The organism is Mycolicibacterium iranicum (genome assembly GCF_002101705.1).
GTDB lineage: Bacteria > Actinomycetota > Actinomycetes > Mycobacteriales > Mycobacteriaceae > Mycobacterium > Mycobacterium iranicum.
On sequence record NZ_LQPC01000027.1, the window covers coordinates 122,784 to 139,578 of the forward strand.

Sequence of the window (16,795 nt, forward strand, 5' to 3'; positions counted from 1 at the left end):
CTACTCCGACAGGGCTCTGTCGATCGCGGCGCCGAGGTCCGAGTAGGCCCGGATGCTCAGCCGTTCGCCGTTGAGGAAGAAGTTGGGAGTGCCCTGCACGCCCAGCGCGGTGCCGTCTGCGACATCCTCCTGGATGCGCTCGAGCGTCGACGGCGAGTTGTACGCCGCCTGCCACGCAGCCATGTCGAGGCCGAGTTCTGTTGCAAAACTGCGAAATACATCGTCGGCAGGCACCTGCCGCTCGCCCCATTGGTCCTGTGTCTCGAACATCTTCTTGTACATCGGCTCGAACTGACCCTGTTGCGCTGCCGCCTCCACTGCGCGCGCTGCTCGCTCTCCGTTGAAGTGACCGGGCATCGGAAAGTAGCGGGCGACAAAGTTCACCTGGCGGCCGTACTGGGAACGCAACTGCTCCACAGCGGGAAACGCCGCTCGGCATCCTTCACATTCGAAATCGAGGAACTCGACGAAAGTCACGTCGCTGTCCGGCGCCGAGTTGAGGCGATGGCTGTTCTCGCGGACCACCTGCGGCCCGCCCTCGGATTGCGAGGTCGCCGCAGATTCTCCGTCTCTGGCCGAAACGTAAAGTCCAACGCCCATCACAGCGGTGATGACGATGAACGCTGTCAGCAGAATGCGCGTCATTGGGTTCACGAGCAATTCCTTTCGCTCCGAGCCGATTCGACTCGGGGAGCGATCTACGGTGCAACTACGTAGATAGTTCTACCATGGCCCCGGTGAAGCAACGGCATCCGGCGACTGTACTGACGGTCAATCAGAGAGCTCTGCCAACAGATCAGCCGGAATCGCCATGGGGTCCATCAAGCCGACCGCGGCTCGGCCGGTATTCCCCGGGGGATAACGCCCGGTGAGCGAACCAGGCGCCGCGACGATCACACGGAGGAGCTGACCGACCGCTTCGCGCCGATCACGCTGACGTGCCGCGAGATACAGCATCGAGGCGTGATTTCGCGTATGCAGCCACGGATAGGGCTGCGACACGATATGTGCACGCTCAAGGTGGAACCAGCGCTCCTCCGTCGAAGCTGCCGCTTTCGCCGCACCCATCTCTCGGTCGTACAGTTCACGATCGCGTGTCGAGGAACGAATCATCCGGCGAGCCGTCCTTTCACTTCGTCGAATCATGTTTCGGCGTAACGAGTCTCGGCGCAGAAGTCCGCACCTGTCAGCCCACCCCCAGCGGACGTGCCCGTAGGCCACCCGCATGAAAGCGGACGGCGCGACCTCGTCCGCCTGGTTCAAGGCACCCGTTCGATACGTGCCAGAATACATAGTTACATTCGCATAGGTCTATACATCGACGCGGGTGCATCGCGGCTTTCGCCAGTAAGGTCGAGGTTATGCAGGACGATGTGGCGGCGCTGGCGAAGGAACTCGGCGAGACTCCGTTCGTCTCGCTGGTGACCTACAAGCGAGACGGGACACCGGTCGGCGCGGCAATGTGGATCGCTTCCGACGGGGACGACCTCGTGGCGTGGACGCCGGCCGATGCGTGGAAGGTCAAGCGGGTGCGCCGGGACCCGCGCATTGTGGTGATCCGCTCCGGCCGCATGGGCAAGGTCGATCCGGTCGATCCGGAACTGTTGGGCACGGCCATCGTCGAGGATTCACCCACCGCGGTGGCGAAAGCCGAACAGCTCATTCGCCGCAAGTACGGCGCCCAGTTTCACATCATCACGACGATCGAGGCGATCCTCGCCAGGGGCCGCAAGCCCCGCGTGGCTCTCCGCATCACCCCGCAACAGGTGAACTCGAAGGCTGGGTAGCCCTGCGTGCCGCCGAGAGTGCGGTGAGGGCGCAATTTTCTGCGAAAACCCGCCCTGATCGCACTCTCGACGCCCAGGCGGGGTTGTCTGACGTGGGGCGGGCGGGGCTCGAACCCGCGACCAAGGGATTATGAGTCCCCGGCTCTAACCAACTGAGCTACCGCCCCGTGCGCAGAACGCGGCCATCATGGTCGCACATGCCCGGTCAGGCGAAGATGGTCTGCCCCTGCTCGTCGACCTCGTAGCGTTCCGTGCCCTCAGCCACCCGCGGCGCGTCGGCAGCCATCGACACCGCGATCTTGTTACAGGAATTCCGCATGACGTCCATCGTGATCTCGAACCTCTGCTTTTCCGAGAAGTGCTTGCGCATCCCGTCGGCGACGTCGGCGTCGATCCGCGACGGCGTCCACACCAGCGCGTCGACATAGCGCAGCGCCGCCTTGTGCGCCTCGGTCAGATCGGCAGCCGATTCAAAGTCGGCGATCTGCCGGTACATGTCCTCCGAGCCGCCCGCGTCGAGCGCATGCACTTCCCGCAGCGACTTGCACAGTCTGCAGTTGTGCGCCTCGGCGCCACGCAACCGCACCACCTCGGTCGTCACCGCATCCACGTCATGCAGGCGCGCCACCGCCGGCACGAACCCGCCCAGGAGCTTGCCTACCGGATCAGTCTCGCGGTCTATCTCGACATTGGCCGCGAACCCCGGCTTGCCGAGCCCGAGCGCCTCGCATCCTGCCCACACCCTCGGAACGAAGTCGGCGATGAAGACGGCCACGACAACCCGATAAGCGTTGTCACCGAACACTTCCACAAAACGCGCCCGCTGATTGTCCCCTATCCCCGTCACGTCGACCGCGAACTGCTCGGCGAAGGCCACCAGCACAGCGTCCTCGTCGGTGCGGTCTTGAGGCACGTCCGCGGGCGTTGGCAACGGCGGTAGCGACAGCGTCCGTCCGCACGTCAGCCGGAGCAACGTGTCGGCGCGCTCGTCCCCCGAGGACAGTGTGACCAGCCGCGACAGTCGTTGGGACAGCTCATCAGTCATCCCGCGATTATTGCGCCTGACTCACCGAAGACATATGGAAGTCCGGGATTCGCAGTGACGGCATCTTTGCGCGCGTCGCCCAGTCGCCCCACTCCCGGGGCAGCGTCACCTCGCTTACGCCGGCTTCACTCGCGCGCCGCAGCAGGTCCAGCGGGCTCTCATTGAACCGAAAGTTGTTCACCGCCGCGGTGACCTGACCGTCCTCGACCAGATAGACCCCGTCGCGCGTCAACCCCGTCAGCAGCAGCACCGACGGGTCGACCTCGCGGATGTACCACAGCGTGGACAGCAGCAGGCCTCGCTCGGTACTTGCGATCATCTCCTGCAGGCTGGCCGTGCCACCGGTCATCAAAAGGTTGTCCGCGCCGACCGCGACCGGTGCGCCGAATTCAGCGGCCGCCGCACGCGGATATGCCAGCGCATTGATGACGCCGTCACGGATCCAGTCGAGCCGCTCGATCGGCAAGCCGTTGTCGAAGACCGAGGACCGCTCCGATGAGCTCGTGGCCGTTACGAACGGTGTGCACTCCAAACCGGGCGCAGCGGGATCGGAGAAGAGCGTCAACGGCAGCGACGTCAGCTTCTCCCCCACCCGGGTGCCCCCGCCCGGCGCCGCCAGCGCGGTGCGGCCCTCCTGAGCGCCCCGCCCGCCCATCGTCCACGTCAGGTAGATCATCATGTCGGCGACGGTGGAGGGCGGCATGATCGTCTCGTACCGTCCGGCAGGCAGCTCGACGGTGCGGCCTGCCCAGGACAGCCGCGTGCCGAGCTCGTCGAGCATCGAATCCGTTGGTACGTCTACGAAGTCGGGCGTGCTCACGCCGACCCACGCGCTGGCGCCGTTGCGCTTGGCGTTGATCTCCACCGAGCCGTTCGGCTGAGTGAACCGGCGGCGTAAGCCCGACGAGGTCGCGACGAACGTCGTCTCGAGAATGTGCCGAGCGTATCCGAACAGCGTGTCGCCGCCGCGGAAACCACGGGTCAACGAGTTCGCAACCCCGCCGAACGCCTCGGCGCCGGTGCGCGGAATCGCGTCGTCCCAGTTCGGCGGCGCGTCACCACCCGGCAGCGCTGGAGCATTGTCGCGCGCCGGCGGCGCAGCAGCGGCGGCCTTCTGGGACGCCGCCACCAGATCGGTGATGACGGCCGGGTCGACAGCGCTGGAACGCACCGACCCGACATGGGCGTCATCGTTGCGCCGCACAATCGAGATGACAGTGGTGGTGCGGCTGGTGGATTCGCCGTTGGTGGTCATCGTGTTGTTGGCCCATCGCAGAGACGCGTCGACCCGGTCGGTCACCAGCACGATGGTCTCGTCGGCCCCGCCCAGCCGGTGCGCTTCGGCCAGCGCAACGTCGGTCACCAGTTGTGCGCCGATCATCGCCCGCCCTCTTCGCGTGTGTTCAGGACATTGATTCCGCGGAACAGCGCCGACGGGCAGCCGTGGCTGACCGCCGCGACCTGGCCGGGTTGCGCCTTACCGCAGTTGAATGCACCGCCGAGACGCCACGTGGATTGTCCTCCAACGGCTTCCAGCGCTGCCCAGAAATCAGTGGTCGTGGCCTGGTAGGCGACATCGCGGACCTGACCGTCGAGCTTGCCGTCTTTGATCCGGAAGAAGCGCTGCCCGGTGAACTGGAAGTTGTAGCGCTGCATGTCGATCGACCAGCTCTTGTCGCCGACGATGTAGAGACCGTCGGCCACCCGGCTGATCAGTTCGTCGGTGCTGATGTCGTCGGGGCCTGGTTGCAGGGAGACGTTGGCCATCCGCTGAATCGGTACATGGTGCGCCGAGTCGGCGTACGAACAGCCGTTGGATCGGCCGACACCAAGCCGCGGCGCGAAAACCCGGTCGAGCTGATAACCGACGAACAGCCCGTCGCGCACCAGATCCCAGCTCTGCGCCCGCACCCCTTCGTCGTCGAAGCCCACGGTGGCCAAACCGTGCGCGACGGTGCGGTCGGCCGTCACGTTCATCACCGGCGAGCCGTACTTCATTCGGCCCAGCTTTTCAGGCGTCGCGAACGACGTTCCCGCATAGGCGGCTTCGTAGCCGATAGCACGATCGTATTCCGTTGCGTGCCCGATCGACTCATGGATGGTCAGCCACAGGTTGGTGGGGTCGATGACCAGATCGGTGGGTCCGGCAACGACGCTGGGCGCCTTGGCTTTCTCGGCCAGCAACGACGGTAGTTCGGCGAGTTCACCCGCCCAGTCCCAGACTTCGTCGCCGACAACGGCTTCCCAGCCACGCCCGGTCGGGGGCGCCAGCGTGCTCATGGTGTCGAACGAGCCAGCGGCCGCGTCGACGGTGACAGCGTCCAGACGCGGAAGCACGCGCACCCGCTGCTGAGTGATCGACGAACCGAACGAATCTGCGTAGAACGTCTGCTCCTTGGCCGCGTGCAGCCATGCCGACACGTGGTCCACGCCATCGGAGGCGAGCAGCCTGCCCGAGTAGTCCTCCAGGACCGCGATCTTGTCTCCGGTGGCGATGGAGAACGGGTCGATCTGGTAGCTCGACACCCAGGTGACGTCGCGGTAGACGGGTTCGGGGGCGAGTTCGATGCGCTCGGCGTTGAGGGGGGCCAAGGTGGTCGCGACCCGTGCGGCACGCCGCGCGGTGTCGGCGGCCGCACCGGTGTCCAGCTCGGCATGGGAGGCGAAACCCCACGTGCCGTTGACGATCACCCGCACCGCCAGGCCGATCTCGTAGTCGGTGACCGCGGTTTCCAGCGCGCCGTCGCGCAACTGCACGGTCTCGGTGGTGATCGCATGGACGCGAAGGTCGGCGTAGCTTGCGCCCGCCTGCCGGGCCGCGGTCAGCGCTGCGTCGGCGAGCGCGTGACGCGGCAGCGCAAGGAAGTCCGCATCGATCGTTCGGGCTGTCACGCCTTCACAATGTAGATCAGCTTCGGATTCCGCTCGTCCCCAGGATCGTCAGCTCCAGCGCGAGCGCGATCCCGCACACGAGGGTGACGATCGCGAAGGCCACCCCGTCGCGGCGCTTCGGCCCCGACGGCACGGCCGAGATCTGACCCGCCCCGCCGCGGGCTGTGATCGCGTCCCCCATCTCATCGGCGCGGCGCAGCGCGACCGTGATCGCCGCCGACAGGAGGTCGATCAGATCGGAGGCGAGCCGCCGGCCACGCGCCCGCCGGTCACCGTCGACATCATGGGGCCGCAGTCTGCGCGCCGCATAGAGCGTGCTGAACTCGTCGATCAACATCGGAAACGCCCTGAGCGCCAACGCAAGTGTGACCGCCCAGTCGTCGACGGGGACACGCAGCGGCCGCAACGGCCGGCCCAGTTTGGCAACTGCGGGCGCGACTTCGGCGACGTTCGTGGTCCACGACACCATCGCGCCGAGCCCCAACAGCACGATCGACAACGCGGTGATTCGCAGGAAGTTGAGCAGTCCGCCGAGGCCGACGGTCACCGAACCCACGCCGAACTCGGGACTTCCGCCGGCGAACGTCGCAGTGACTGCGCCCAGCAGAAGCAGCCCCCAGAGCCATGCCGGGATCGTCGGCAGGACTCCGCGCGGGATGCGCGCGATCTTGGCGGCGACGACAACGAGCAGGGCCACGGCGCCGATGGGCACCCAACCCGGGTAGAAGGTCAGCAACACACCGATGCCGGCCACGATGAGCAGCTTGGAGCCCGCCCACAGTTCGTGGATCGCCGTGCGCCCCGGCACGGGCCGCAGCAGCACCACCTGTCGGCGGGGTTTGCGCTGTTTCGCCGCAGCGGTCATGCCATCCCTCCCGCCGCCGTGGGTGCCGTCGCGAGCACTCCGTTCTCCAGGTGCAGGATGCGCGGGCACAGATTCTCCAGCCCGGCGAAGTCGTGGGAGATGACGACGACGGTGAGCCGGGTCCGCCGTCGCAGGTCCTCCAGCAGACGCAACAGGCCGCGCTGTGACGCCGCGTCGAGCCCGGCCAGCGGCTCGTCGAGAATCAGCGCGCGGGGCGAGCGGGCGAGCAGGCCCGCCAGCACCACTCGTCTCATCTGCCCGCCACTGAGCTGATCGATCCGCCGCATGGCAAGCCCCGGATCGAGACCGACCGTACCGAGTGCCGCGATGACCCGGTCGCGGTCGCGCACCGAAAAGCCCGCCGCCGAGGCGATTTCGTGGGCGACGTGGCTACGCATCAGCTGCAGGCGCGCGGCCTGGAACGAGATGGCGACCGCACCGACCTGGTCGGACACCGGTTTCCCGTCCAGCAGACACGTTCCGGTGGTGGGCACGGTCAGCCCGGCCATGATCCATGCCAAGGTCGACTTGCCGGAACCGTTGAGCCCGTGAATCAAGACGCCGTCGCCCTCATGCACGGCGAAATCGACGCCGTCCAAAGCGGTTTTCGCCCACGGAGTCCCGCTGCCGTACTCGTGTCCGACACCGTTGACCTCCAGGATGGGCACCCCGCGCGGGGTGTCGGCCTGCGGTGTCGCCGCCGGCGCCTCCGCCGTCTGCACCATCTCGGTGTTGTCGGCGGCCGCGCCGTGGCCCGCCAGCGCCACGGTGCGGTCGGCCACGTCGGCCTCGTCGTTGTAGTGGGTGATGTGTACCAGTGCGGTGCGGTGGCGCTTGGTCAGGCCGGACAACACCGTCATCAACCCGTCGCGGCCGTCCTGGTCGACCATGCTGGTCACCTCGTCGGCGATCAGCAGCGAGGGCTCGCGGGCCAATGCCGCGGCCACGGCGAGGCGTTGCAGTTCGCCTCCGGACAGTCCACCGGTGTCCCGCTCCGCCAGCCCGTCGAGGCCGACCTCGGTGAGCAGTTGCTCGACGTCGGTGTCGGCACCCGGCGGCAGGCCCCACACGACGTCGTCGGCGACGCGGGTGCCGAGCACCTGGCTCTCGGGATGCTGCATCACCACTGCGGTGCCGCCGAGTTTGCCCAACCCGACGGCGCCGGGACGCTCGATCGTTCCTGCCGTCGGTTCACGGCCGGACAGCACCAACATCAGCGTCGTCTTGCCGGAGCCGTTGGCCCCGGTGACCGCGATGTGCTCACCCGGCCGCACTTCCATCGAAACCGGACCGAGCGCATCATGAACGGAAGTGGGGTAGCGGAAGCGGACGTCGGTCAGCGTGAGCGGAATCGGCGCGATGGCGCCGGTGTCGGAGGATGACTCCAGCTTGTGCACGTCCGGAACCCCGAGCAGACGCTTCATCACCCGCGACAGCGCCCACCAGCCGACGAGACTGACGAACGTGATGCTGAAGATTCCGGAGGCGAAGAAGACAAAGGGCCAGTAGTCGAGCGCGGTCGCGAAGTCCCTGGTGAGACGTTCAGCGAACGGTTCCAAGCCGGGGATCCGCTCGATGATGGCGGCCAGCCCGGTGATGTTGGCGGTCATCGATTCGAAGATGAGGTTGCGCAGGCGGCTCAGCACAGCGAGCGCGGCGACAATCGCCAGCCCGAACAGTGCACCTGCCACGAGAGCGCAGGCGAGGACTGTCGGCGTTCCGCGCCCCCGACGCTTGACGATGCCGGTCAGACCGCCGATGTAGGCGCAGTTGATTACGGTCATGAACCCGCCCATACCGGCGATGAGGAAGGCGACCAGACCACCCGCCACGGTCGCGGCGAGCAGGACCCGCAGCCGGTAGCGATAGGCCAGTAACCCCATCGGGACGGTTCCGAGCAGTGACAGACCGGCGGCGAACGGCACGACGACGGCGATGATGGCGATCGCCGCGCACAGGGCCGCCATCACGGCGGCCTGAGCGAGCTCCACCGGCTGAAGCGAACCCGTCCGTCGAGGTGCGCTCTCCGGGCCGGCCGCGGTCATTTCTCGATTCTGCCAGTCGTCTGGGAGCGGAACGTTTTCCCGGGTTGTGACCGGCGACACTCCGCGCACCGACGACATTTGAAAAACATAGTAAACCTATGTAACTATGGCCGAATGTCGTCGACTCTCGGATCAGACCTGCTCGCCGTGGTGGCTCGGATCAACCGGCTCGCCAATCAGCGGTTACGGATGCCCGTTCCGTTCGCGCAGGCACGCCTATTGTCCACGATCGAGGACAGAGGAGAAGCGCGAATCTCTGATCTGGCCGCGCTCGACCACTGCTCGCAGCCGACGATGACCACGCAGGTGCGGCGCCTCGAAGACGCCGGAATGGTGACTCGCGCAGCCGATCCCAACGACGCTCGCGCAGTCCTGATCCGGATCACGGCGGAGGGTGTCGCCGCGCTGCGCCAGGCGCGTGCCGACCGCGGCGCGGCGGTCGACCCCTATCTGGAGCAATTGTCCGACGCCGATCGCGAATGCCTGACTCAAGCGGTCGTCATCATGAAGCGCATCATCGAAGACGCCACCACCCCGAGCGTCACAAGTCGCTGACGTCCTGCGGACACCCGGGCGTCGACGCTATTCCGAGCTTCACCGTGGACATGTTCACGAACGGCTGATTTGAGCAGATCCATAGTGTTTCTATATAGTCCCCCTATGCTTCGTTCCCAACCCAAGGCCGTCTGGGCCGTCGCATTCGCTTCCGTCGTCGCGTTCATGGGCATCGGTCTGGTCGACCCGATATTGAAACCGATCGCCGACAACCTGAATGCATCGCCCTCGCAGGTGTCGCTGCTGTTCACCAGCTACATGGCCGTCATGGGTGTTGCGATGCTGGTCACCGGCGTCGTGGCCAGCCGCATAGGGCCGAAACGAACTCTGTTGCTGGGCCTGGTCATCATCATCGCCGGCGCCGGCCTCGCCGGGCTGAGCGACAGCGTGACCGGCATCGTCGGTTGGCGAGCCCTGTGGGGCCTGGGCAACGCACTGTTCATCGCCACCGCACTGGCGACCATCGTCAGCTCGGCCCGCGGGTCCGTCGCGCAGGCGATCATCCTCTACGAAGCGGCGCTCGGGCTCGGTATCGCCGTCGGCCCACTCGTCGGCGGGGTCCTCGGCTCCATCTCGTGGCGCGGACCGTTCTTCGGAGTCTCCGCGCTGATGGCGCTCGCTCTCGTCGTGACTGCCTTCCTGCTGCCCGCCACGCCCCGCGCCGAACGCGCCACCTCCCTAGCTGATCCGTTCCGCGCGCTGCGTCACCGCGGCCTGTTCGGCGTCGGCTTGACCGCGCTTCTCTACAACTTCGGCTTCTTTACGCTGCTGGCGTTCACGCCGTTCCCGCTCGACCTCGGCGCACACGAGATCGGCCTGATCTTCTTCGGATGGGGCCTCGCGCTGGCGTTCACGTCGGTGTTCGTCGCGCCGCGCCTGCAACACCGGTTCGGTACGGTGCCGACACTGGTCGTCAACCTGCTGCTGATGACCGCGACGTTGGTGACGATGGCGGTGTGGACCGACGAGAAGATCGTCCTTGCGACCTGTGTCGTGGTGGCCGGGCTGTGGATCGGCATCAACAACACACTGATCACCGAAACCGTGATGAAGGCCGCCCCGGTCGATCGCGGCGTCGCGTCAGCCGCCTACAGCTTCATGCGCTTCGGCGGCGCCGCTGTCGCGCCGTGGCTCGCCGGTGTGCTGGGCGAACAGGTCAGCGAGCACCTGCCGTTCTGGGTCGGTGCCGGCGCGGTGCTACTGGCGGCCGTGGTGCTGTTCTGCGTGCGCGGGCACCTCACCCAGGTCGACGCACCGGAATCCGAGATCGACGAGCTCAGCGACGAGGCCACTGCGGTCACCGTCGGGAGCTGACCGGGAGCGCGTCACGAATAACGCTGCTGCCCAAGAACTATCGACGGTCAAGGCCGTGCCGGGTCAGGTGACCGTCGCGCCGATGAGGTAACCGACCAGATACGTCGCACCGACAGCCGCCAGCCCGAGGACCAGCTGGCGAAGTGCGCCCAGCGTGATCGGCCGACGCGTGAACCTCGCCGCGGCGCCGCCGGCGAGCAGCAGGCCCACGCCGCCGCACGCCAGTCCGGCCCACAGCGACTCGAAGCCGAGCAGGTACGGGATCAGCGGGATGATGGCTCCCGTCGCGAACATCAGGAACGACGAGATCGCCGCCACCCACGGCGACGGCTTCTCTCGGGGATCCACCCCGAGCTCCTGAACGAGGTGGAAATTCATCGCTTTCGATTCATCGCGGTGAATCTCTTCGGTCGCCTTGGCTGCCGTCTGCGGTGTCATTCCCATCTCGGTCAGCATCACCGTCAGCTCAGCCTGCTCAGCCTCGGGATTTTTGCGGAACGCCCGCTTCTCGACCCTCACCTCGGATTCGATCTGCTCATTGGCCGTCCTCACCGAGGTGTACTCGCCCAACGCCATCGAGAACGCCCCGGCAAGCAACCCGGCGACCCCGCTCAGTACGACCGTGTGAGCGCTGGCCGACGCGGCGACACCCGCGATCAGAGCGGTGTTGCTCACCAGCCCGTCCATCGCACCGAAGGTGGCCGCCCGCAACCAACCCCCGCTGACGTCGGCGTGCTTGTGATCAGCGACGTGAGGCTTGCCGGTCGGCGAGCGGGGGCCCTCGGCTGACTGCGTCATGCGGTTGATTGAACACCCGCCGTTGACTGCCAGAGAACTGAGGATCGCCTAGGTTTGTGACATCACAGTTTGCGCGGCCTCATCTGGGGTTACCGTCGTGATATGACCACCACTGCGGAGCATCTGCGGAACACTCTCGACGGCCGATTCCGGGACGTGAAGAACAAGATGCGCCTAGAACTCAGCAGCGAGATCTTCCGACCGCACTACACCCCGAACACCGTCATCGCCCGCACGAAAGTCGCTGAGCAGATGAGGATCATGGCGTCGCGCGGCGCCGCCGAGGACGGCTTCAAGAAAGAGCACGGCGGCAACGGTGACGTCGGCGCCGCCGTCACGCAGATCGAGATGCTCGCGATGAGCGACCTGTCCCTGATGGTCAAGGCCGGCGTGCAGTGGGGCCTCTTCGGGGGTGCCGTCGAAAACCTCGGCACCGAGCGTCACCACGAGGCGTACGTCAAGAAGCTCATCGACCTCGACCTCCTCGGCTGCTTCGCGATGACGGAGACCGGCCACGGCAGCGACGTGCAGTCCCTGGAGACGACGGCCACATACGACCCCGCCACCCAAGAATTCGTCATCGACTCCCCCACCCGCGCGTCGCGCAAGGACTACATCGGTGGGGCCGCCCAAACCGCCCGCGTCGCAGCCGTTTTCGCACAGCTGATCACCCCGGACGGCACCAAGCACGGCGTGCACTGCTTCGTGGTGCCGATCCGCGACGACAAGGGTGAGGACCTGCCGGGGGTGACGACCTCGGACTGCCACTACAAGGGCGGACTGCCCGGCGTCGACAACGGCCGCATCCAGTTCGATCAGGTCCGGATCCCGCGAGAGAACCTGCTCAACAAGTACGCCGACGTGGCGGCCGACGGCACCTACAGCTCCCCGATCGAGAATCCGAACCGTCGCTTCTTCACGATGCTGGGCACCTTGATCCGCGGCCGCGTCACCGTCGGCGGCAGCGCCGGTGCCGCAGCCCGTGTGGCGCTCGACATCGCCACGCGATATGCGTTGGAGCGCAGGCAGTTCTCCGATCCCGACGGCGGCGAAGTGCTGCTGATGGACTATCTGGTGCACCAGCGCAGGCTTTTCCCGTTGATCGCCCGCTCGTACGCGCTGCAGTTCGCACAGAACGAACTGGTGGCCAAGTGCCACGAACTGCAGACCGCCGACGACCCGGACCCCGAAGAGCAACGCGAGCTGGAGTCCCGGGCAGCCGGCCTGAAGGCCGCCAACACCTGGCACGCCACCCGCGCCATCCAGGAAGCCCGCGAGGCCTGCGGCGGCGCAGGCTATCTGGCCGAGAACAGGCTGATCGCCCTCAAGGCCGACACCGACGTGTTCACCACCTTCGAAGGTGACAATCACGTGCTCTTCCAGCTGGTGGCCAAGGAACTGCTGACCGCCTACGCCGACGACATCAAGGGCATGAGCCCCGTCGAATGGGTGGGGTTCGCGGCCCGCTTCGCCGGTGAGCGGGTGATGAAACGCACTGCGGCACAGACGATCATGCAGACCATCCTGGACACCCGCGAGGACAACGAAGAAGAGGGCAGCCTCTTCAACCGTGGCACCCAGGTGAAGATGTTCGAAGACCGCGAAGAGTACATGCTCGCCTCGGTCGCGCGCCGGCTGCAGAGCAAGTCCAAGGAGATGAGCGCCTTCGAAGCGTTCAACTCGGTGCAGGACCATGTGCTCCACGTCGCGCAGGCCCACATCGACCGCATCATCCTGGAGGCGTTCGTCGCGGGCATCGCGTCCTGCGAGGACCGCACGGCCCGCGAGATCCTGGGCATGGTGTGCGATCTGTACGCGCTGTCGGTGATCGAGGAGGACAAGGCGTGGTTCGTCGAACACCGCTTCCTGTCCACCGAACGCGCCAAGGCAGTGACGCGCGGCATCAACGACCGCTGCCGGCGGTTGCGTCCCTACGCCGAGCTTCTCGTCGACGGCTTCGGCATCCCCGAGCAGCTGCGCTACGCCGAGATGCTGCACCCTGAGCACATTCCGGACGCCGACGAGCACACCCCGCAGAACGCGACCAGCGCGGGTGTCATCTGAACGACGTCAGGAGTTGGGAATCGGATCGAGGATCGTCAGCCTGCCGTCTTCGAGAGTGACCCGCGCGGTGCCGATGCCGGTCGGGCAGCAGGGTTCGTCATCCCCCTGGCTCCACTGATACTGCACGACGGCGTCGTGCTCGCCTTGCGCCGTCACCGTGATGTAGGGGCGCGGGTCCATTGTGGGTGAACCGACGGGCGCCCCGTCATCGAAGAACAGCACCTGCTGCAGGCTGTCGGGTTGGTCCCCCGAGGTGACCACCACCCATTGCAGACGGCAGTCGGCGGCGTGGCCCCGCGATACTTCGCGCCACGGCGCAGGCGGCAGCAGGGCGAACTCCGCCTCGACATCCTGCGCGGTCGGGCCGGGCCCGCAATCGGCCGCTGCCGCCGAGCTGGTGGGTGCCGGGGCCGGCGGACTCCAACCGCAACCGGCGACAGTCACCCCGAGGGTCAGCAAGACCGATGCCAGGTGCCGGATACGCAGCCGCGGAAATCGCATACCCATAAGAATAGGCAGGCTCGCAGCCGATGGTCCGGCTGCGGCAGTACGAAAGGCGTTGCGTCAAGCGATCTCCCGCGCAAGCGACGGCGAGAGTGCGATGCGGCGGTGTGAGGTGGCTCCCCCGGCTGGACTCGAACCAGCAACCCTTCGGTTAACAGCCGAATGCTCTGCCAATTGAGCTACAGGGGATTGCCCTCCCGCGGTCTGCGCCGCGGGCCAGAGAGCACTCTAGCCTACGTCGGCGCGCGCGTGCCAATGCGTCGCCGGGTGGGCGCCGCACCCCGGGCGTGAGGCAGGATGGACACCAACACGTCAACCACCAATGCAACCCCTGGAGGGCCCCTGTGATCGGGTATGTCGCCGCAGCGGCTGTCGGCTACGTGCTGGGAACGAAGGCCGGAAGGCGGCGTTTCGAGCAGATCTCGGGCACCTATCGTGCCGTCACCGGGAGCCCTGCCGCCAAGGCCGTCATCGAGGCGGGGCGACGCAAAATCGCTGAGCGGGTGTCCCCCGACCCGGCGATGGTGAAGCTGACACGCATCGACTCCGGCACCGAGGTTCTGGAGCCGGAGTCGATGGCGAAGAAAACGTTCTAGGTCAGTTGCCCCACTGGCCGATGCCGCGGTTGATCGTGGTGCCCGGCAGCAGCGGGGGTGTTTCGAAGTAGATGCCGCCCTCACCCAGGCCGACCTGGGGCGTGCCGATGGTGGCGCCGGTTCCGTTGGAGTAGGACAGGCAGTGGCCGTCAGCCTGGTTGCCGAACCACGCGAGGCATCGCGGCGCGGCGGTGTTCTCGGTGTCAGCCGTGGTCAGGGACGCGTAGAGCGGAAGAGCGACAGCGGCGGCCGCGATGGCCCCGGCGATCACCCGAGACTTGTTGGTCTGGATCTTGCCTACCAGCACGTAAAGCTCACCTTCTCCCCGACGGATGCAGCAGCATAACCATAACCCCCCTATCGGAATCACGCAGTGAGGTCGTTACCGCTGGCCTGCTCCAGCAAGCTGCGGCGGTAGGCCTCCATGGCCACCAGGTCGCCGAACAGCGCGTGGTATTCGTCCCCTTGCTCCACCGGAGACATGCGCTGCAGCTTCGACTTCACCTCGGCGATCTGGCGTCCGATCCACACTTCCTGCAGCCTGGCGATGACACCGCCGATGTAGCGCGGCAGCTGTTCGTCGTCGGCATTGATAGCCTCGACCCCCAGCTCGTTGACCAGGGTGGCGGTCTGCGGCGTCGAGGTCTGCTCACGCACCGCTTCGATCCATTCGGCCCCCGTCTTGCCCGATGACGTCCCGCCGGCGGCTTCGATCGCGGCCCGCACCGCTGTGTAAGCGGGGTGGGTGAAGCTCTCGGCGGCCAGCGAGTCGAAGACCGGTCCGGCCAGCGCCGGGAACTGCAGCGCCGACTTGAGCGCCTCGCGCTGGGGCCACAGGGTCGGATCCGCGGGGTCGGGACGGGCCACTACCTGCGCCGTTGCGGCCGCGCCGCGGGCTACAGGCTGCGCCGACTCGGTCGCTGCGGCGCGCCGCCGGCCCCGGTCCGGCATCCCGCGTTTGGTCGCCTCCTCACGAACCCTGGTCAGCACCTGGCTTTCGTCGCGCCAGCCCGTCCAGCCGGCGAGGCGGCGCGCATATTCGTCGCGCAGCGCGTAATCACGGATCCTGGCCACCAGCGGTACGCACTGGCGCAGCGCGTCGACCTGGGCTTGCGGTTCGTTGTCGAGGACGTCGCCGCTGGGGATCAGGCTGCGCACCGCGAACTCGAACATGGGGATGCGACGCGCGACCAGGTCGCGCAGCGCGCCGTCTCCCGACTTCAACCGCAGGTCACACGGATCCATCCCGTCGGCGGCGATGGCCACGAACGACTTCCCCGCCACCTGCTGGTCACCGTCGAAGGCCTTCAGCGCGGCCGCCTGGCCTGCGGCATCACCGTCGAACACGAAGATCAGTTCGCCGCGGTACCAGTTGTCGTCCATCATCAGTCGGCGCAGCAGCGCCAGGTGACTGTCACCGAAGGCGGTGCCGCAGGAGGCCACGGCGGTCGTCTCACCGGCCAGATGCATGGCCATCACATCGGTGTAGCCCTCGACGACGACGGCACGATGCGCCTTGGCGATGTCGCGTTTGGCCATGTCGAGGCCGAACAAGACGGAGGACTTCTTGTACAGCACCGTTTCCGGGGTGTTGACGTACTTGGCTTCCATCGGGTCGTCGTCGAAGATCCGGCGCGCTCCGAATCCGATGACCTCACCGCCGCTGGCACGGATCGGCCACAGCAGGCGGCGGTGGAAGCGATCCATCGGACCGCGACGCCCTTCCCTGGACAATCCCGCGGCCTCGAGTTCCTTGAACTCGAATCCCTTGCGCAGCAAGTGTTTTGTCAGGGTGTCCCATCCGGACGGGGCGAACCCGCAGCCGAACTTCGCGGCCGCGGCGGCATCGAAGTTGCGTTCTTGGAGGTACTGGCGCGCCGGTGCGGCCTCCTCGCTGCGCAGCGCTTCGGCATAGAACTCCTGCGCTGCGGCGTTGGCGGCGAGCAGCCTGCTGCGGCTTCCCCTGTCACGCTGGACGTTGGTGTTGGACGCCCCGGTGTAGGTGACGGTGTAGCCCACCCGATCGGCGAGCAGCTCGACAGCCTCGACGAAGCTGACGTGCTCGATCTTCTGCAGGAACGCATAGACGTCCCCACCTTCCCCGCAACCGAAGCAGTGGAAGTGGCCGTGATTGGGCCGGACGTGGAACGACGGCGACTTCTCGTCGTGGAAGGGGCACAGGCCCTTCAGGGAGTCCGCTCCCGCGCGCCGAAGCTGAACGTAGTCGCCGACGACGTCTTCGATGCTGACCCGTTCGCGGATGGCGGCGATGTCCCGGTCGGGGATTCTGCCCCGCCCTCGAGTCACTTCGGCCGCCACCCGGTCAGTCT

16 protein-coding genes and 2 tRNA genes are annotated in these 16,795 nt (G+C 66.7%); 5 read left to right on the top strand and 13 right to left on the bottom strand.

Going from position 1 to position 16,795, the window contains the following annotated elements; translation table 11 throughout:
• Positions 1 to 654: a DsbA family protein gene (locus AWC12_RS10055; protein ID WP_110808605.1), complete on the bottom strand. Its 654-nt coding sequence runs from the start codon at positions 652 to 654 to the stop codon at positions 1 to 3.
• A gap of 117 nt (positions 655 to 771) precedes the next feature.
• Positions 772 to 1,113: a DUF3703 domain-containing protein gene (locus tag AWC12_RS10060; protein ID WP_085174029.1), complete on the bottom strand. Its 342-nt coding sequence runs from the start codon at positions 1,111 to 1,113 to the stop codon at positions 772 to 774.
• Positions 1,114 to 1,361: 248 nt separating this feature from the next.
• On the opposite strand from AWC12_RS10060, the gene AWC12_RS10065 reads away from it, so the two are divergent.
• A complete protein-coding gene (locus AWC12_RS10065; protein ID WP_024445319.1) occupies positions 1,362 to 1,787 on the top strand; it encodes a PPOX class F420-dependent oxidoreductase in 426 nt (141 codons plus the stop codon).
• Between the two features lie 93 nt (positions 1,788 to 1,880).
• Here AWC12_RS10065 and AWC12_RS10070 read toward each other — a convergent pair.
• From AWC12_RS10070 to AWC12_RS10095, 6 genes are all read right to left on the bottom strand, one after another.
• Positions 1,881 to 1,954 (bottom strand) — tRNA-Ile (locus tag AWC12_RS10070).
• A 38-nt stretch (positions 1,955 to 1,992) separates the two neighbouring features.
• The gene (locus tag AWC12_RS10075) at positions 1,993 to 2,832 is read right to left on the bottom strand and encodes a carboxymuconolactone decarboxylase family protein (protein ID WP_085174031.1); all 840 of its coding nucleotides are present in this window, start codon (positions 2,830 to 2,832) and stop codon (positions 1,993 to 1,995) included.
• A gap of 7 nt (positions 2,833 to 2,839) precedes the next feature.
• Complete coding sequence (locus AWC12_RS10080; RefSeq protein WP_085174033.1) at positions 2,840 to 4,213, bottom strand: metallopeptidase TldD-related protein; 1,374 nt, start codon at positions 4,211 to 4,213, stop codon at positions 2,840 to 2,842.
• Entirely contained in the window at positions 4,210 to 5,724 is a 1,515-nt protein-coding gene (locus AWC12_RS10085; protein ID WP_085174035.1) for a TldD/PmbA family protein, read from the bottom strand. Before AWC12_RS10085 ends, AWC12_RS10080 begins: the two co-directional genes overlap by 4 nt.
• A gap of 16 nt (positions 5,725 to 5,740) precedes the next feature.
• Positions 5,741 to 6,589 carry a CbiQ family ECF transporter T component gene (locus AWC12_RS10090; RefSeq protein WP_024445315.1) on the bottom strand — a complete coding sequence of 283 codons (849 nt, stop codon included), beginning with the start codon at positions 6,587 to 6,589 and terminating at the stop codon, positions 5,741 to 5,743.
• On the bottom strand, positions 6,586 to 8,634 hold the full coding sequence (locus tag AWC12_RS10095; RefSeq protein WP_024445314.1) for an ABC transporter ATP-binding protein: 2,049 nt from the start codon (positions 8,632 to 8,634) through the stop codon (positions 6,586 to 6,588). The genes AWC12_RS10090 and AWC12_RS10095 overlap by 4 nt, the downstream gene beginning before the upstream one ends.
• Before the next feature lie 114 nt (positions 8,635 to 8,748).
• Between AWC12_RS10095 and AWC12_RS10100 the strand changes: the two genes are divergently transcribed.
• Both AWC12_RS10100 and AWC12_RS10105 read left to right on the top strand, forming a co-directional pair.
• On the top strand, positions 8,749 to 9,189 hold the full coding sequence (locus AWC12_RS10100; protein WP_024445313.1) for a MarR family winged helix-turn-helix transcriptional regulator: 441 nt from the start codon (positions 8,749 to 8,751) through the stop codon (positions 9,187 to 9,189).
• A 105-nt stretch (positions 9,190 to 9,294) separates the two neighbouring features.
• Positions 9,295 to 10,503 carry an MFS transporter gene (locus tag AWC12_RS10105; protein ID WP_024445312.1) on the top strand — a complete coding sequence of 403 codons (1,209 nt, stop codon included), beginning with the start codon at positions 9,295 to 9,297 and terminating at the stop codon, positions 10,501 to 10,503.
• Positions 10,504 to 10,566: 63 nt separating this feature from the next.
• Here the strand turns inward: AWC12_RS10105 and AWC12_RS10110 are convergent, their stop codons facing one another.
• Positions 10,567 to 11,301, bottom strand: a complete 735-nt coding sequence (locus AWC12_RS10110; RefSeq protein WP_024445311.1) for a VIT1/CCC1 transporter family protein — start codon at positions 11,299 to 11,301, stop codon at positions 10,567 to 10,569.
• A 102-nt stretch (positions 11,302 to 11,403) separates the two neighbouring features.
• On the opposite strand from AWC12_RS10110, the gene AWC12_RS10115 reads away from it, so the two are divergent.
• On the top strand, positions 11,404 to 13,365 hold the full coding sequence (locus AWC12_RS10115) for an acyl-CoA dehydrogenase family protein (protein ID WP_085174037.1): 1,962 nt from the start codon (positions 11,404 to 11,406) through the stop codon (positions 13,363 to 13,365).
• 6 nt (positions 13,366 to 13,371) lie between these two features.
• On the opposite strand, the gene AWC12_RS10120 is transcribed toward AWC12_RS10115, so the two are convergent.
• Positions 13,372 to 13,866 carry an LppP/LprE family lipoprotein gene (locus AWC12_RS10120; RefSeq protein WP_085174179.1) on the bottom strand — a complete coding sequence of 165 codons (495 nt, stop codon included), beginning with the start codon at positions 13,864 to 13,866 and terminating at the stop codon, positions 13,372 to 13,374.
• Positions 13,867 to 13,982: 116 nt separating this feature from the next.
• Positions 13,983 to 14,058, bottom strand: a tRNA-Asn gene (locus AWC12_RS10125).
• Positions 14,059 to 14,213: 155 nt separating this feature from the next.
• On the opposite strand from AWC12_RS10125, the gene AWC12_RS10130 reads away from it, so the two are divergent.
• Positions 14,214 to 14,465, top strand: a complete 252-nt coding sequence (locus AWC12_RS10130; RefSeq protein ID WP_024445308.1) for a hypothetical protein — start codon at positions 14,214 to 14,216, stop codon at positions 14,463 to 14,465.
• 1 nt (position 14,466) lies between these two features.
• On the opposite strand, the gene AWC12_RS10135 is transcribed toward AWC12_RS10130, so the two are convergent.
• Entirely contained in the window at positions 14,467 to 14,772 is a 306-nt protein-coding gene (locus tag AWC12_RS10135; RefSeq protein ID WP_024445307.1) for a DUF7155 family protein, read from the bottom strand.
• 59 nt (positions 14,773 to 14,831) lie between these two features.
• Positions 14,832 to 16,784 carry a DNA primase gene (dnaG, locus tag AWC12_RS10140; RefSeq protein ID WP_024445306.1) on the bottom strand — a complete coding sequence of 651 codons (1,953 nt, stop codon included), beginning with the start codon at positions 16,782 to 16,784 and terminating at the stop codon, positions 14,832 to 14,834.
• Positions 16,785 to 16,795: the final 11 nt, after the last annotated feature.

What these genes read in the sequence shown, in the direction of transcription:
- AWC12_RS10080 (WP_085174033.1), bottom strand. Translation starts at nt 4,213, where the DNA reads ATGATCGGCGCACAACTGGTGACCGACGTTGCGCTGGCCGAAGCGCAC.
- AWC12_RS10075 (WP_085174031.1), bottom strand. Translation starts at nt 2,832, where the DNA reads ATGACTGATGAGCTGTCCCAACGACTGTCGCGGCTGGTCACACTGTCC.
- AWC12_RS10060 (WP_085174029.1), bottom strand. Translation starts at nt 1,113, where the DNA reads ATGATTCGTTCCTCGACACGCGATCGTGAACTGTACGACCGAGAGATG.
- AWC12_RS10115 (WP_085174037.1), top strand. Translation starts at nt 11,404, where the DNA reads ATGACCACCACTGCGGAGCATCTGCGGAACACTCTCGACGGCCGATTC.
- AWC12_RS10105 (WP_024445312.1), top strand. Translation starts at nt 9,295, where the DNA reads ATGCTTCGTTCCCAACCCAAGGCCGTCTGGGCCGTCGCATTCGCTTCC.
- AWC12_RS10095 (WP_024445314.1), bottom strand. Translation starts at nt 8,634, where the DNA reads ATGACCGCGGCCGGCCCGGAGAGCGCACCTCGACGGACGGGTTCGCTT.
- AWC12_RS10120 (WP_085174179.1), bottom strand. Translation starts at nt 13,866, where the DNA reads ATGCGATTTCCGCGGCTGCGTATCCGGCACCTGGCATCGGTCTTGCTG.
- AWC12_RS10065 (WP_024445319.1), top strand. Translation starts at nt 1,362, where the DNA reads ATGCAGGACGATGTGGCGGCGCTGGCGAAGGAACTCGGCGAGACTCCG.
- AWC12_RS10090 (WP_024445315.1), bottom strand. Translation starts at nt 6,589, where the DNA reads ATGACCGCTGCGGCGAAACAGCGCAAACCCCGCCGACAGGTGGTGCTG.
- AWC12_RS10100 (WP_024445313.1), top strand. Translation starts at nt 8,749, where the DNA reads ATGTCGTCGACTCTCGGATCAGACCTGCTCGCCGTGGTGGCTCGGATC.
- AWC12_RS10110 (WP_024445311.1), bottom strand. Translation starts at nt 11,301, where the DNA reads ATGACGCAGTCAGCCGAGGGCCCCCGCTCGCCGACCGGCAAGCCTCAC.